Annotated in this window: 14 protein-coding genes; 4 read left to right on the plus strand and 10 right to left on the minus strand. The window is 53.3% G+C overall.

Going from position 1 to position 15,132, the window contains the following annotated elements:
* Positions 1–9 precede the first annotated feature (9 nt).
* From ACKPCT_RS16450 to ACKPCT_RS16475, 6 genes are all read right to left on the minus strand, one after another.
* Positions 10–1,011, minus strand: a complete 1,002-nt coding sequence (locus ACKPCT_RS16450) for an ABC transporter substrate-binding protein (RefSeq protein ID WP_090075106.1) — start codon at positions 1,009–1,011, stop codon at positions 10–12.
* 681 nt (positions 1,012–1,692) lie between these two features.
* Positions 1,693–1,974 (minus strand): HPr family phosphocarrier protein, encoded by a 282-nt coding sequence (locus tag ACKPCT_RS16455; protein ID WP_090075107.1) that lies wholly within the window; start codon positions 1,972–1,974, stop codon positions 1,693–1,695.
* Between the two features lie 72 nt (positions 1,975–2,046).
* Positions 2,047–2,448 carry a PTS sugar transporter subunit IIA gene (locus ACKPCT_RS16460; protein WP_319567432.1) on the minus strand — a complete coding sequence of 134 codons (402 nt, stop codon included), beginning with the start codon at positions 2,446–2,448 and terminating at the stop codon, positions 2,047–2,049.
* Positions 2,449–2,601: 153 nt separating this feature from the next.
* Positions 2,602–3,210: an HPr kinase/phosphorylase gene (locus ACKPCT_RS16465; protein WP_319567433.1), complete on the minus strand. Its 609-nt coding sequence runs from the start codon at positions 3,208–3,210 to the stop codon at positions 2,602–2,604.
* A 41-nt stretch (positions 3,211–3,251) separates the two neighbouring features.
* Entirely contained in the window at positions 3,252–5,075 is a 1,824-nt protein-coding gene (locus ACKPCT_RS16470) for a sensor histidine kinase (RefSeq protein WP_319567434.1), read from the minus strand.
* 187 nt (positions 5,076–5,262) lie between these two features.
* On the minus strand, positions 5,263–5,970 hold the full coding sequence (locus tag ACKPCT_RS16475; protein WP_090075111.1) for a response regulator transcription factor: 708 nt from the start codon (positions 5,968–5,970) through the stop codon (positions 5,263–5,265).
* Between the two features lie 885 nt (positions 5,971–6,855).
* Between ACKPCT_RS16475 and ACKPCT_RS16480 the strand changes: the two genes are divergently transcribed.
* Entirely contained in the window at positions 6,856–8,454 is a 1,599-nt protein-coding gene (locus tag ACKPCT_RS16480) for a phosphoenolpyruvate carboxykinase (protein WP_319567435.1), read from the plus strand.
* A gap of 230 nt (positions 8,455–8,684) precedes the next feature.
* Entirely contained in the window at positions 8,685–9,200 is a 516-nt protein-coding gene (locus tag ACKPCT_RS16485; protein ID WP_319567436.1) for a GNAT family N-acetyltransferase, read from the plus strand.
* Here ACKPCT_RS16485 and map read toward each other — a convergent pair whose 3' ends face one another.
* Entirely contained in the window at positions 9,201–9,941 is a 741-nt protein-coding gene (gene map / locus ACKPCT_RS16490) for a type I methionyl aminopeptidase (protein WP_319567437.1), read from the minus strand.
* A 206-nt stretch (positions 9,942–10,147) separates the two neighbouring features.
* Positions 10,148–11,677 carry a choice-of-anchor I family protein gene (locus ACKPCT_RS16495; RefSeq protein WP_139229340.1) on the minus strand — a complete coding sequence of 510 codons (1,530 nt, stop codon included), beginning with the start codon at positions 11,675–11,677 and terminating at the stop codon, positions 10,148–10,150.
* Positions 11,678–11,900: 223 nt separating this feature from the next.
* Here ACKPCT_RS16495 and ACKPCT_RS16500 point away from each other — a divergent pair, with 223 nt between their 5' ends.
* The gene (locus ACKPCT_RS16500) at positions 11,901–12,677 is read left to right on the plus strand and encodes a class II glutamine amidotransferase (RefSeq protein ID WP_090075115.1); all 777 of its coding nucleotides are present in this window, start codon (positions 11,901–11,903) and stop codon (positions 12,675–12,677) included.
* A gap of 43 nt (positions 12,678–12,720) precedes the next feature.
* Here ACKPCT_RS16500 and ACKPCT_RS16505 read toward each other — a convergent pair whose 3' ends face one another.
* Positions 12,721–13,134: a DUF930 domain-containing protein gene (locus ACKPCT_RS16505; RefSeq protein WP_319567438.1), complete on the minus strand. Its 414-nt coding sequence runs from the start codon at positions 13,132–13,134 to the stop codon at positions 12,721–12,723.
* 399 nt (positions 13,135–13,533) lie between these two features.
* Here ACKPCT_RS16505 and ACKPCT_RS16510 point away from each other — a divergent pair, with 399 nt between their 5' ends.
* Entirely contained in the window at positions 13,534–14,448 is a 915-nt protein-coding gene (locus ACKPCT_RS16510; protein ID WP_319567439.1) for a DMT family transporter, read from the plus strand.
* Between the two features lie 34 nt (positions 14,449–14,482).
* Here ACKPCT_RS16510 and ACKPCT_RS16515 read toward each other — a convergent pair whose 3' ends face one another.
* Positions 14,483–15,070 (minus strand): hypothetical protein, encoded by a 588-nt coding sequence (locus ACKPCT_RS16515; RefSeq protein ID WP_319567440.1) that lies wholly within the window; start codon positions 15,068–15,070, stop codon positions 14,483–14,485.
* Positions 15,071–15,132: the final 62 nt, after the last annotated feature.

Here is a 15,132-nt window from a genome sequence, read left to right on the forward strand (position 1 = left end):
TGATGTCAGTTACATGCCTGCGACGGCTTCTTTCACCTTGGCAGCCACGTCTTCTGGCAGCCACTTGCTCCACATGTCTTCATAATTTTGCAGGAAGTAGATAGCGGCGAACTCACCATCAGCCTGATTGTCTTCCATCCAGGCGAGCAGTTCGTTCATTTCGCTGTTCTTGAAAGAGAGCTTGCCGAGGAAATCCATGATGTCAGGATGAGCCTTGGCAAATTCGCCCGTGGTAACAGCACGCACAGGAGACGGCGGATACATGGTCACTTTCGGCTCAAGGCAATCTGCCTGAGAGGTACAGGCCTTGTAATGCTCTTCATCAACGCCGGAACCGAAGTCAACCTTGGTCATCTTGTATTTGCCGAGAATGGCGGTTGGTGCCCAATAATAGCCGAACCATGGTTCGCCGCGCTCATAAGCCTTGGCAATGGAGCTGGCAAGGCCTGCGCCTGAACCCGGATCCACGATTTCAAAACCGGCATCTTCCAGTTTCAGGGCACGGAAGAGGTTGCCGGATGTGATCTGGCAGTTCCAGCCAGCCGGACAGCCATAAAAGGCGCTCTTCTCGGGATCTTCAGGATGCTCGAACAGCTCCGCATTTGCCTTGATGCCTTCAATGGTTGCAAGGCTTGAGTCTTTCTCGACCATATAGTCAGGAACCCAGAAGCCTTCTTCACCACCATCGGACAGGGACTTGCCGGCAATGGCCAGACGTCCCTCTTCGACACCCTTGTCAACGGCCTCTCGCATGGAGTTGGCCCAGAATTCCGGGGCGATGTCAGGTTCGCCCTTTTCGGTCATGGATGCGCCGGTTGGCATGGTATCGCCAGGAACCATCTCGGCATCGCAGCCAAAGCCATATTCCAGAACGAAGCGATCAATGTTGCCAATCAGCGTGGCCGAGTTCCAGTTCATGTCAGCGATGGTGACTTTGCCGCAGTCATCAGCTGCCTGAGCGGATAGGGCCGAGCCAGATATCATCAGGGCAGCGATCAATAGGCGTTTCATATTCTACCTCCGGGAGTAGTCGATCAATGTGTCTGGTAGGGAGAAAGAACGCGCAAAGCGGACCATCTCCAAACAACAAATTTTGGTGGCGGATCCTTCGCTTTGGCCAACCACCATCCAAACATCGCATGCGGTCAAACACGCGATGCAAAAAAGAATAAAATTTATCTCGCACACCCACCCATCAGTCTAAACAACCCGACAGATGGTCGAGATTTTTTAACACACTGAAATCTAACAAGTCTCACAGGATGGCGTCAATGAATAGCTCCTAGGAAAATGGTAGTTTGAACCTTCGACAATCCGAGGAATGACAATTTTCTTTTTTAATATTTTTACCCCATCCCCTCACATCTCCGTGTTAACTTTTTTTATTATATCTATTCTTTCAATGTGATCAAGAATATTGTAATTTTTATAAAATCCTCGCGTAAGGATCTTGTGTAATTAACAATTTTCGGAAGATTGGCGGCGCCATTTTCAAGACTTCAAACAGACTTTACTAACCCGTCCAACAGTCCCCGGACAGGGCCCTGCCTTTGGAATGGATTGGTAATTTCTTGGTTCGGAATGGGGATAGGGTGCGCAATGCGGCAGGAAGGTGACGCGCCAAAACACATTTCCGCCACATTTGGGCGGCCATGCCTTCACATATTTTGAAAAACGGGATATTGAAAGACGCTATTCGCCTTCGCCGAAGCGATCTGAAATCAATTTGTTCAGCGCGTCCATCACGGCCTCAGCTTCATTGCCTTCGGCAACGACGTCTATTGCGCAGCCCGGAGCGGCAGCCAGCATCATCAACCCCATGATGGAATTGCCGCAGACGGTCTGCCCATCCTTGGAGACCCTGACCAGAGCATCAAATCGTTCCACCAATTGCACGAATTTTGCCGAAGCACGTGCATGCAAACCACGTTTATTCTGGATGATCAGTCGGTCTGAAACTGAAATATTGGTCACGGAAAGTGCGTTCTTTCTATCTGCTTCTGCTCATGCATTCACCCGAGTGCATGGCTCAGTCTGCTTGCGGCATCATTCGCCGGAAAGCAGCTTGCTTGCAATGTTGATATATTTGCGCCCGGCTTCACAGGCTTCGCTCACGGCGTCTGACAGGCTTCTGTCTGCCCTGACACTCGCCAGCTTGATCAGCATGGGCAGATTGACTCCGGCCAGCACTTCGATCTTGTTTTCATCCATGACCGAAATCGCCATATTGGAAGGCGTTCCCCCGAACATGTCGGTCAGAAGAACCACACCCTTATCCTTATCCACGGCCTCAACCGCATCCAGAATATCCTGACGGCGCTGTTCCATGTCGTCATCGGGGCCAATACAAATGGTCTCGATCTGCTTTTGAGGCCCGACCACATGCTCAAGCGCGGCACGGAACTCTTCGGCCAGATGACCATGTGTTACAAGGACAAGACCAATCATGATGTCTCTGCTCTCCTTCTTTTTGGAGCCCTCTGGCTCCTCTTACTCTCAGCTCCGGCTTATCGAGACGGTCACTTCCATCCGGAGCCTGAAGTATCGTCTATCATGACCACTCGATTGCCGAACGCAAGCCCAAAAGTCGAGCACCGGACGCTAAAGCCCCTCCTTCCATGTGGATAGAAGGGCAAATATCAGGTCGCACGCTTCAACGACTGACCGCTCCGGCACTGACAAATGAGCAATAGGAGAGCCCAGACAGGTACGGACCGTTTCTTCACTTGAAGGCATCCGGTGTATGTCATCCGCAGGGCATAAATCAACCAGCAAATGCATCGGCGCATCAAAAGCGAAATTGTTCTCCCCGACTGAGATAATCCCAAGACCGCGGACTTCCTGCAATCCGCGGGTGGCGACCGGGCCATAGGCCCTCAGTTCGGGTTGTTCTGATGTTCCGGACTGCGGCACTGCCTGGGGCTGGGGCTGGGGCTGGGGCTGGGGCTCTGGCAGGCGCACAAGCTTGACATAGTCATCACTGACAAGGGCTGAGGGCATGGAAAGCGCAGCAGCTTCGCGGCGTATCGTGCGTTGCAGAAGGGATTTTCCAGACCCGCTCCCTCCCCTTAGCAACACCCCATAAGGGCCAATGACAATGGCAGCGGCATGCATGATCTCGCTGGGGCAGCTTGATGCAATGGCGTCTGGCACGTCGAAAATCGGTCCATCATTTGCCTGATCGTGGTCTGGATCAAAATACAGGGACATATGTCTCCAATCCTCTCGCTCGACTGCAGTCGCCGACCAGTCTAGCCAGTCGGATCCGCTTTTGGCTCGGGCTTTTTCGTCGCACTATGGGCGATGGCGGGGAAACGCACGGAGAAACGGGCGCCCAATATTGTCGGAGCATCCTCATCAGAGGCCGGATCAAGCCGGTTGGAAGCTGCGATTTCCCCATTATAGGCTTCAACGATCTGCTTGGAGATCGACAGGCCAAGTCCGGAATTCTGACCGAAGGCTTCCCCTTGCGGCCGGTCTGTGTAAAAGCGTTCAAACACACGGGATACATCTTCAGCCTGAATACCCGGACCGTCGTCATCCACCGTAATCTCAACCCAAGGCCCATCATGCTTGAGGCAGACACGCACCTCGCCTCCCTCCGGCGTGAAGGAGCGCGCATTGTCCACCAGATTGACGAACACCTGACCAAGACGGCTGTCGTTGCCCCGGACACAGAAGGCCTTGTCCTTGTCAGCGGCGTTCTCGTCTTCTTCCATAATGACGCGAATGTTGGATTTGGAGCCGATTTCATCCTGAATGGACACGATGGTTTCCAACAGCGCCCGCAGATTGATCTCGTCAGATTCCTGACGCGCCAATTCTGCATCAAGCCGTGACGCATCGGAAATATCCGAGATCAGCCGATCCAGTCGGCGCACATCATGCAAGATGATGCTGACAAGCCTCTCGCGTGCTTCTGGCTTTTTGGCCAAAGGCAGCGTTTCCACCGCCGATCGCAGGGAGGTGAGCGGGTTCTTCAGCTCGTGCGCCACATCTGCCGCGAAGGCCTCAATAGCATCCATGCGCTTGTAGAGCGTGTTGGTCATGTCCCTCAGAGACTGGCTGAGCTGGCCGATTTCATCTTTTCGCTCGGAAAAATCGGGAATTTCCTCACGCGCCTTGACCCCACGCCGAACCCGTTCGGCCGCTTCGGACAATTTGCGCACCGGTCCAGCAATGGTTCCGGCCAGAAGAATGGACATGGAACCGGTCACCAGCGCCGCAATCAGGAAGACGCGCAGGATACCCCAGCGTTCCGCCTCCACAATCTTGTCGATATCGCCATCGCGGGTGGACAAAAGTAGCGCGCCGGTGATGATTCGCGAACGCTGGATTGGCACCGCCACGGAGACAATCAACCGTCCCTTCGTATTCACGCGCACAATGGAGGCCTCAGACCCGTCCAGCGCCTTGGCAACCTCTGGATAGTTGCGGCCGTCGGTGTTGGCCATTTCCTTATAGAGGGGCAGATCAGCCTGACGAAGCCAGCTGACAAAGCGATCCCAGCGATCGGCCCAGCTGTCGGACGTCTCCATTTCCGGCTCCGGCAGATTAAACCGGAGCACACCATCCGAATGCAGCTGGTTGGAATCGACAACCATATTGCCCGCCAGATCATAGATGCGGGCGCGCGTGTCTGTTGGCGAAATGGCCGCCCGCAGAATCGGGGCGGCTTTTTCCGGATCGATGGGAAACTCGAAATAGCTGAAGGTGTCATCTGCAGGAGAAAAGCTCTCCCCAGCCTGTAGTTCCAGAAGCCGCTCAGGATTGATGGTAATGGCGTCGGTGTCGGAAGCTGCCGACGCGGCCACTGCGCCGGCAATGATTTTGCCCTGTGTCAGCATCGAAGAGACGCGCGCGTCAATCAGCCCTTCGCGGAACTGGTTGAGATAGAGAATGCCCAGCACCAGAACCGCCAGTGCGGCAACGTTGAGAAAGACAATGCGGCGTGTCAGAGACGAAAAGGCGACCGTATTGGAAAGACGCCCCAGAAAAACACGCAAGCGTCTCAGAGAGACTGACTTGCGCCGCCCCTTCTGACCATCCTGCTTTGTGCGCTTTTCTTTTTGCATTCGCTGCAACACTATTTGTCTTTCAACAAATCGGAGCGGCCACGATCTCGCGATAGCCACTCCGTCCGGTCTACCCGAAACGCTGCCCCTTTCGGCCGCGCTCTTTATATATCACGATTTATCACACTCTATAGAGCACGCATTCAATAGCAATTCTTGCCAGCCATCCGTGAAGGACCAACACGCCCTATTCTTCGCGAAAACGATATCCGACACCATAAAGGGTCTCAATCATATCAAAGCTGTCGTCCACTGCCTTGAATTTCTTGCGCAGGCGCTTGATGTGGCTGTCGATGGTGCGATCATCCACATAGACCTGATCTTCATAGGCGGCATCCATCAACGCATTGCGGCTTTTAACTACTCCGGGACGCTGGGCCAGAGAATAGAGAATGAGGAACTCGGTTACCGTCAGGGTCACCGGCTTTCCATCCCAGTTGCAGGTGTGGCGTTCGCGATCCATGGAAAGAAGCCCACGCTCAAGCAGATCGCTCTTGGCAACAGTGCCACCCGTTTTGACTGCCGTTTCGCGTGCCTGCGCCCGGCGCAGCACGGCCTTGACGCGTTCGACCAGCAAACGCTGGGAAAATGGTTTGTGAATGAAATCATCCGCCCCCATTTTCAGGCCGAACAATTCATCAATCTCATCGTCCTTGGACGTCAGAAAGATCACCGGCAGATCGGTCTTCTGGCGCAGGCGTCGCAGCAGCTCCATGCCATCCATGCGTGGCATCTTGATATCGAGGATAGCAAGATCAGGCAAGGCGTGGAGCAAACCATCAAGCCCGGATGCTCCATCCGTGTAGGTATCCACTTTATAGCCTTCAGCTTCCAATGCGATTGAAACCGAGGTCAGAATATTGCGATCGTCATCGACAAGGGCAATCGTTGCCATGTCTTTCCCTTCCTTCTCTCCATCCCCGCGAGCTCTCTTCTCAGGCTGGCGAAAACACTCTTTTATATTTCAGAGCTTTTGCTCCGCAGCTACGACGCCATCCAAGATGGTATCTGAAAAGACAACGAAGGGAGTGTACACGCTTCGGCGAACCAGAACCACAGCCCCTCCTTATCAGCGGCATCCGCTGCACTATTCTCTTATTTAGGAATGCTTGTTGCGTTCGCCAAGGCCGGGTTTTCTGCGAAATCCCATTCACATTTTGGCAAAACTCACAGGATATTCGCCCTGAATTGTCCAAAAAGAGTCCGATTCCTTCCTTGCAATTTCGCCCTATCTGGCATGCAAAAAACGCATTCCTACTATTTAATGCAGACCTAGTTTCTGAAAGCTGCGAAATTGTGGCAGCGCAATTTTGTTCACAGATTGAGGAGCAAATTTAACATTTCTGAATAAAGCGCCGTTTTCTGCCGTTTCCGACTTTAGTGGTAGAAAGCAGGCAAGAATTTTCGATGCGCAAAAAGGGGCGCAACCCCACAAAAGACCAGCTATCAAATGAGTGGGTGGTGCTTTATGAGAAAATTGTCACGGGACTGGGTTCCGCTCGGACTTTGCGAAATATCAACGACACTCTTTTGTAGGATCGTTATGAAATGCGCGAGTTCGACGAAAGGACTGTTGCAGGGCTGCTGCCGGGAGTAGAGGACAAGGCAAAGCAGCTCCTCAGGAGGTTAGGTCAAACAGAAGAGCGGAGTAATCCGACAGGTTATATCGACTTCCGCAGGACTTGAAACGAACCCCCGGTCAAAGCCATTCAGGCGTTGGCCGGACTGACAGATCCTGTCAGTTTCCCACAACCTAAGTGTGTCTCAAGGGGCTTGAAAAGTGAAACAATTCGGCACGTGGAACGAATCCAATGGCGTTGACAAACTCGGTCTTCGCAACCTCGATAGCGTACATTACAACTATCGTTTTCCTAAGCTGGTAGAAGAAGCGCTGGCTCGCAAGGAAGGTCGTCTGATCGAAGGCGGTGCTTTTGCAGTGGATACCGGCAAACATACCGGCCGTTCCCCAAAGGATAAACATACCGTTCGCGACGCTACCACCGAAAACACCATCTGGTGGGACAACAACAAGGCCATGACGCCAGAAGCTTTCGATCTTCTCTATGAAGACATGATGGCTTATGCAGAAGGCAAAGAACTGTTTGTACAGGACCTGTACGGCGGCGCTGACATTGACCACCGCCTGCCAACCCGCGTTGTTACCGAGCTTTGCTGGCAGTCTCACTTCATCCGCAACATGCTGATCCGTCCGGAACATGCCGAACTGGCAGATTTCGTTCAGGAACTGACTGTGATCGACTTCCCAGGCTTCCTCTGCGACCCAGAAAAATATGGCGTTCGCTCTGAAACCTGCATCGCTCTTAACCTGACCAAAAAGATCATTCTGGTAGCTGGTTCTTCCTACGCTGGTGAAATCAAGAAATCTGTCTTCACCACGCTTAACTACCTGCTGCCTGAAAAGAACATCATGCCGATGCACTGCTCTGCAAACGTTGGCGATGATGACGACACGGCTATCTTCTTCGGCCTGTCCGGCACCGGTAAAACCACCCTGTCTGCTGATCCAAGCCGTACCCTTATCGGCGATGACGAGCATGGCTGGGGCGAAAACGGCGTCTTCAACTTCGAAGGCGGCTGCTACGCTAAAACCATCAACCTGTCCGCTGAAGCTGAGCCGGAAATTTATGCGACCACGCACACCTTTGGTGCAATCGTCGAAAACATGGTTATCGATCCAATCACCGATAAACCAGACTTCGCTGATGGGTCCAAAACGGAAAACACCCGTGTTTCCTATCCGACCTACTTCATCCCGAACGCATCGGCTACCGGTCGCGCTCCTCAGCCTAAAAACATCATCATGCTGACGGCTGACGCATTCGGTGTTCTGCCTCCAATCGCTAAGCTGACCCCGGAACAGGCAATGTATCACTTCCTGTCTGGTTACACCGCTAAAGTGGCTGGTACGGAAAAAGGCGTTACCGAGCCAGAAGCAACCTTCTCTACCTGCTTCGGCGCTCCTTTCATGCCTCGCCATCCTTCCGAATATGGCAACCTGCTGCGTGAAATGATGGAAAAACATCAGGTTAAATGCTGGCTGGTTAACACCGGTTGGACCGGTGGTGTTTATGGCGTCGGTTCCCGTATGCCAATTAAAGCAACCCGCGCTCTGCTGACCGCAGCTCTCAACGGTTCTCTGGCATCTGCAGAATTCCGCACCGACGAAGTCTTCGGTGTTGAAGTTCCTGTAGCAGTACCTGGCGTTGACACCACCCTGCTGACGCCACGTGACACCTGGGCAGACAAAGCTGCATTCGACGCAATGGCAGCTAAACTGGCAGGCATGTTCGTCAAAAACTTCGAATACTATCTGCCACACGTCGACGACGCTGTGAAAGCTGCTGGCCCAAAAGCCTAAGCTGATAGATCAGTATTGAATAATTAAGAAAGGCCCGCCTCTTGGCGGGCCTTTTGCGTTTCAAACGCCCAGCATAATTGCATCATTGACATCTCAGGGGTCAGAATTGCATACGCCCTGTGTCGTATTTTCCCGGACCCCATATGGTAGTATTGTCCCGCCACACCCTTCTAAAGACCCCATCATGAGGGCGCACATATTCGTCGCGTGCCTGCGGGGGAGGATTTACCATGTATATTCGCGAGGAAACGTCCGCTGACGCGGATGCCATTCATATTTTGACACAAAAAGCCTTTGCGCCCATGCCTTACAGTTCTGGCAACGAGGGCCCGATCATCGATCAATTGCGCCGCGATGGCGATCTTGTGCTGTCACTGGTGATGGATGACGACGGCTCGATTGCCGGCCATGTGGCATTTTCAAAAATCAAGATCGATGGCAAATGGGACAAATGGTATTGTCTCGGCCCGATATCGGTCACGCCGGACAAGCAAAGCCAGGGCATTGGCAAAGCGTTGGTTGGTGAAGGCATGAGGCGCCTGCGGGCTCTCGGTGCCAATGGCTGCATCCTTATCGGAAACCCGGCCTATTATGACCGGCTCGGTTTCAAGTGTAATGGCCAATTGCGCTACGGCGGACTGGATGCTTCCCTGATTCAGTACATGACTTTTCAGGGCCCAGCCCCGAAGGGCACATTGACCCACGCCGATGCCTTCGAACAGGCATTTAAAGAAATGTCAGCGTAATCAGAGTGTTACGATGATCGGACCTTTTTTCCCGATCACAATCGTATGCTCGAACTGGGCGGTGAGACATCCGGGAGTGAACAGCTCCCACTCTCGTGCCCCGTCGCTGGCATAGGTCGCACCGGTCGAGAGAAATGGCTCAACGGCGATCACCATGCCTTCCTGCAGTTTGCGACGATCCCGGCGGTCCGGCACAGCGAGAATTTCCGGCCTGTCGTGCAAGGTTGTACCAACCCCATGACATCCGAGCAGATTCTGGATGATGGTGTAACCACCGGCCTTGGCTTCCTTGTCGAAGGCTTTCGGGATGACCTGCATTGGTTGCCCTGCACGGGCCTGAGCAATCGCATTGTCTCGGGCCCGTTTTGCGGCCTCCACCAATATCCGCTTTTCCGGCGTCACGGGCGGCACAATAAAGGTCGCTCCGGAATCCGTGAAAAAGCCATCCTTGCTGGCTGATACGTCGATATTGACCATATCGCCCGGCTTCACCGTCTGGCTGTCGGCCCACCCATGGGCAATCACGGGTTCGATGGAAATACAAGTAGCTCCGGGAAAGTCATAGACCGATTCAGGGGCTGATTCTGCACCCTCTTCTTCCAGAATGCGCCGTCCAAGATCATCCAGCTCCTGTGAGGTCATGCCCGGTTCCAACGCAGCACCCATTTCACGAATGGCACGCGCCACGGCTTTGCCACAGGCCTTGAGGCCCTGAAGCTGTTCTTCGGTTTTTACGATCATGGATGGATGCCTATCTGAAGTGCGGATTGGAACTGCCGCCATCAGTAGCGCATTTGCTTTAGTGACTGCAAGCCTTCTGTTTAGCCCCAAAGGCCCATAGGCAAACCACCGGTTCGGACCAGAAACCAATGCGTCAACCCGCCAACAAAAAAGCCCGCCTCTGCATGAAAGGCGAGCTTTTCTTGTTCAGAAAGCGAACCGCGTGGCTATTTGACGGCCCATAGGGTCACCGTGCCGGAAACCTCATTGGCAACCGCAATCATCGGCTCGCCGTTCGGGCTATCCTTGCCAGCGATGAACTTGATCCCTTCCGGTGCAATGTCGCCAGCGGTCAATTTTTCAGACTCGCCATCAAGCTTGGTGTTGCTTGCATACGTCACAAAGGTCGCCTTGGCCGGGTCCGTGATGTCATAGACCACAATACCGCTCATGCGTTCCAATCCGATAAAGGCATAGAGTTTGCTGCCAATCTCGGCCAGTTCGAGTGCTTCGGGCTCTGCGCCTTTGTCGTCGGAGCGATTGTCAAAGCTTTCATTCGCGCCCTGACTGTTAAAGGCGCTAGGCACCAGCTCGGCCAGCTTGGCTTCAATTTCATCAGCGGAATCGAACACCATTTCGCCGGTTTCATTGAAGATGGAGAAAGAACGGCCACCATAGCCATAGATCACGTCGAAATCGCCGTCGCCATCGGTATCCCCCTGTGCGGTGGTGATCTTCAAGCGGCCGAGATTTTCCTTCTTCTGCAGCTCTTTAGCATTCGGGAAAGCGATCGGGTCGAGCTTGACCTTACCCAGACGTTCTTCTTCGGAATAGCCATCATAGTCGCGGCTGTCACCTTCATTGGCCATGACCACATAATTGACGCCATCCTTGGCGAAGGCCTTCACGGTATCCGGCATGCGGAAGGAAAGCACCGGCCAGTTCTGACGGTTGATCTTGCCATCCTTGTCGGAAAGGTCGGCCTTGACCTTGGAGTAATCCTGAAAGCCCAGCGCGAAGGTGGTTTTCAGCTTGGCTGTTTCCGTATCGATAACGGCGATAGCGTTGCTTTCCTGAAGGGAGACAAAAGCCGTTTTGCTATCCGGGGTGATGGCAATATATTCCGGTTCAATCTGCTGCTCGAAGGAGATGCCTTCTGGCGCTGCGGTGTGGAAGTCATCGCCAAAATCTTCCGCCTTGAGATCGCCAAAGCCGACAGTTTTGACCTCAAGGGAGGGAATGGAGACGATGGATACCGTGCCCACAGGATCGGTCTTGAAATCGTCGGACGGCTCGCCCTCGTTGGCGACCATCACGAATTTGCCATTGGGCGCAAAGACCACGCAATCGGGCAGCGCGCCAAGTTCCACATCCCCCACCAGCGTGCCGTCGGTCTTGTAAAGAACCAGCTTGCCATTGGCCTGCTTGTCCTTGTTCTCAACGGCGATGGCCACATAGTCGCCATGCACGTCCACGGAGTTGGCACCTTTGCCAAAATCTGTGACATTCAGCGTGCCCGCTTCCTTGATGGTGGACGGGTTTGAAATATCGAAAATATCGATGGCCTTGTCATGGCCGTCGACGACAAAGAGTTTCTTGCCAGCCTTATCATAAGAGACGATCTCGGCAGCCCCTTCATCAAACACATTGGCGGAGTGCTTAGCAATCGGCTCAAGTGTGAGTGCATAGGCCTGAGACCCGAATGGTGCGGCAAGACAGCTCGCCAGAAGCAAAGCCTTGGAAATGGATTTAAACATGAGACCCTCTTGGATAGCGCATAAAATCTTCTGCTGCTTTAGCGAAGGCAGATGACAGGCGCGTGACTGCCTTCCCAAACGCATTTTTGGGTGCCGGAGGCCTCTCTTTGCTCACCGCGTTCATCTTATTGTTCGCCAAACAAGAATTAGGGAAAAGGTCGCTTTTACTCGGCGTCATCCGGATATAAAAAGGAGTCGATCAAATTCATCTTTGGAGACTGAAATGTGCCGCTGGGTCGCTTACAAGGGACAGCCTGTTTTCCTTGAACATTATGTAACAACAGCCGACCACTCTCTGATTCATCAGAGCCTGCATGCGGAGAAGGGTAAAACCGTCACCAACGGGGATGGCTTCGGCATCGGCTGGTATGGGGCTAGAGACAATCCGGGCCTTTACAGGGAGATCCTGCCCGCCTGGAATGACACCAACCTCAAAAGTCTGGCGTCCCAGATCCAGTCTTCCCTCTTCTTTGCCCATGTAAGGGCCTCCACCGGCACGGCAACCAATCGCTGCAACTGTCACCCCTTTGCCTATGACAAATGGCTGTTCATGCATAATGGCCAAATCGGAGACTATCACCGGGTGCGGCGCGGACTGGAATTGCAATTGAGCGATGATTATTATGAGCACCGGTTCGGTAGCACCGATTCAGAGCTGCTGTTCTTGCTTGCGGTTCAGGAAAATCTACAAAAGTGCCCGGTCACAGCCATGCGCAATGTGCTGCACAGGGTGCGTGAAGCCATGATTGACAAGGGCATCCGCACGCCTTTGCGCTTCACTTCCTGCCTGTCGGATGGCAAGCGCCTGTGCGGTTTCCGCTGCTCGAGCGACCATCATGCCCCTTCTCTCTATTATCGTCGCTATGAGAATGGCGATGTGGTGCTGGTGTCCGAGCCGATCGACCGGCAATCGGAGTGCTGGATCGAAGTGCCGCAGGATCATGCCGTTTGCTTCAAGGAAAATGGCGATATGGTGCAAACGGAAATGCCGCTACATTGACGATCAGGCAGCTAACAGCCTGACATTCATTTTTGCAGCGCAATCAATTGAAGAGATTGAACTGGGTCCATTTATCCTTGGGGATTTCATCGCCCTTTTTGTAAGTGAGCTTGAGCACCTGCATCTGGTCTTTGCTGGTGTCGCATGAATAGCTCACCTTGTACCAATGCCCATTGCGGCGATAAGCAGCGCCGCCGGCCTTGACCGTCTGGTCGCCGATCTTCGGGCTAGAGAAGGTGTAATCAACCAACCGGTCCGCATCGAGCTTGCCCATGGCTTCCATGTTGCAAACCTGAAGCATGCGCTCTTGGGGGACCATATCCTTGAGCCAGGCGCGCATCTTGTTGCTCATTGCTAAGGCTGCTTGCGGGTAGGCACCTGCCATTGCCAGAAGCAAGACAAGCGAGAGTTTACCGGTGTGGGATATCATGCCCTTGACCTTTTTGGTTCTTATCATCTTGACGGGAGCGCCCCGGCTTATATCGACTGATAGTTGAATGGGTTAGCTGGCTTTTGCCAACCATTCGAAACACCAAGGCTACGCCTGCTGGTGTGCCTCTTAAATGAGGTCAAAGTTTGTCAGTTCCGGTCGATACCGCTAGAGCATCAAGGCTAGTGGTTAAAATTTTGTTTACCTTTACAATTCATTGTTTTTTTAGACTTGTGAACTCGCACTTTTCCTTATTTTTACAACCTGAGAATAACGCGTCCATCACTCGCAAGTCTTGATAAGCGCTTCCTTTTTACAGCTGAGGAAGCCTACCGAACAGGTTTCCTCTTTTCTTTTCGTCAGACCCTGTTGGCTCACGCAGGCTTTTTAGTTGGTCCGCCCTCCCCTTCATGCTAAAGGCTCAGCATGCCAACCTGGATTCTGATCACCATCTCTGCAGCCTTTCTGCAAAATATCCGCTCTGTCCTGCAAAAGCACCTCAAGGGTGCGCTGAGCACGACCGGGGCGACCTTCGTGCGTTTTGCCTTCGGAGTGCCCTTCGCCCTTCTCTATCTGTTTGGCTATGTGTGGCTATCGGGCAAAGACTTGCCGGTGTTCAACGGGCCGTTCCTCTTCTGGGTCATGATGGCAGCGGTGGGACAAATCGGGGCGCAGTTTCTGCTGGTGCATCTGTTTTCCTTCCGCAATTTCACGGTAGGCACGGCCTATAGCCGCACCGAACCGGCGCAGGCGGCGCTGTTCGCCTTTCTGTTCTTTTCCGAAACGCTGAAGATATCCGCATTGGTTGCCATCGGGGTCGCTGTGCTCGGGGTCATGCTGATTTCGGTTGCGCGCACGACCTTGTCCATTCGCACCCTGATTACCTCCACCTTTTCCCGCACGGCACTCATCGGCCTTGCTTCGGGTTTTCTCTTCGGTGTCACTGCGGCCAGCTATCGCAAGGCCTCTTTATCGCTTGAGCCAACCATGGTCGCTCCTGATTACATCCTGCAGGCCAGCTTCACCTTAGCAACCGCCATCCTTATCCAGACCATATTGATGGGCATCTGGATCACCTTTCGTGAGCGAGAGCAATGGGGATGTGTGGCGCGGGCGTGGAAACCATCCCTTGCCACCGGCTTTGTCGGCGCATCGGCCAGCTTTGGCTGGTTCATGGCCATGACTCTGCAACAGGCCGCCCTCGTCAAGGCGCTGGCTCAGGTGGAAATGCTCTTCACCTTCGCTTCTTCGGTTTTCATCTTCAAGGAAAAGATCAACCGACTGGAGCTGATGGGCTGCGGGCTGATCGTGTGTGGCGTTTTGATTCTGGTGCTGGGGTGAGGGCCATTGCTTCCTGACGGAATGACGGTTTCCTTCAGGGCTTCCAGAGAATAATACCATCCAAGTGGGTCTCTTCGCGCCACTTGGTAAATGCTTCATAGCTCCGCACCCCGTCACGCAGCACAGCCATATAATAGGCGATCCCCATAATCTTCTCGTCGTCAGGTGTCTCATATTTCAAGCGAAGGATGGTTTGTCGTGTTTCCGGCGTCAAAGCGGCAAAGATGCGCTCTGCGACATCTTCAAACACGCCATCAAACTCTGATCCCTTGAGAATATGGATCATATCGATCTGCCATTCCCGCTCTTCGGATACCCGATACCAAAGATGCCACTCCAGACAATGCTCGTCGGTATCCATCAGGTTGGAATAGGTCAGGCGAGTAACGTTTGGGTGTGCCGCAATTTTCGCCACAGCCTGAAAGCTCTTGGCGACATCCAGTCCATCTGTATAGACATGGAAGTCGATATCGAGATGCTTCATCAACAGGCCGCATTTGAGGGACCCGACGAGATTCGCCTTGCCCCCAACATCTTGCCACGCTTGCTCTATGCCAAGCTCCTGCACGATACTCCAGGCTTCACGCTCGTTTTTCCGTGCCAATTCCATCAGGTCATTCATTTTGTTATCCAGCAGGGCAAGAAAGAGTTTTGTCCCCTTGATGCATCATGTTCTGCATGTTC

Origin of the sequence: Cohaesibacter marisflavi (genome assembly GCF_963665895.2) — a bacterium.
Lineage (GTDB): Bacteria > Pseudomonadota > Alphaproteobacteria > Rhizobiales > Cohaesibacteraceae > Cohaesibacter > Cohaesibacter marisflavi.